The sequence below is a fragment of the Pseudomonas sp. TWI929 genome (genome assembly GCF_039673335.1).
Taxonomy (GTDB): Bacteria; Pseudomonadota; Gammaproteobacteria; order Pseudomonadales; family Pseudomonadaceae; genus Aquipseudomonas.
The window spans coordinates 1-526 of record NZ_JBDJLK010000189.1 but is presented as its reverse complement, the minus strand read 5'-3'; the positions used below and the strand labels follow the sequence as shown (position 1 = coordinate 526).

The following is a 526-nucleotide window of genomic DNA, read 5'->3' as shown; positions in this document are numbered from 1 at the left end:
ACCCGCCTTGATGGTCACCACCGCATCGTTGCTCAGGGTCACGAGCAGGTCATGATCCAGCACGGTGTTGATGTGCACGGTGAAGGTCGGTTTGACGTTCTCGGCCACCGACTCCTGGTTGGCGGTGATGGTGACCAGCACCACGTCGCCCTGGTTCTCGTGGCCTGGGGTGCCTGGAGTACCCGAGCCCGGCTCGTCGGTCACGGTAGTGCTGACCGGGGTCTTGTTCAGAGTCAGTTGTTCGAACTTGCCGACATCAGCGCCGGTCACGGTGTCGATCGCCTTGACGATCGCCGGGTTATTACCGGTGTAGACGTTGTCCGGGGCAGTGACGTTGATCGAGCCGGTAGCGGTATTGGCCGGCACCGTGATGACGGTCTTGCCGTCGTTCAGCGTGAAGGTCAGCTCGCCATGCTTGTTGATCGGCAGGCCGTCGGCGTTGGTCAGGGTGATGGTGTAGGTGATTACCCCGCCTTCGCTCACGGACTCAGTGGCCGTCAGGGTCGCCACCACTTCGTCGATGGTG

General features: G+C 62.0%; 1 protein-coding gene. It reads right to left on the bottom strand.

Annotation, left to right across the window (positions count from 1 at the left end; translation table 11 throughout):
* Positions 1 to 526 (bottom strand): immunoglobulin-like domain-containing protein (locus tag ABE456_RS28495; protein ID WP_346646908.1); only part of this gene is annotated, 526 nt, incomplete at both ends.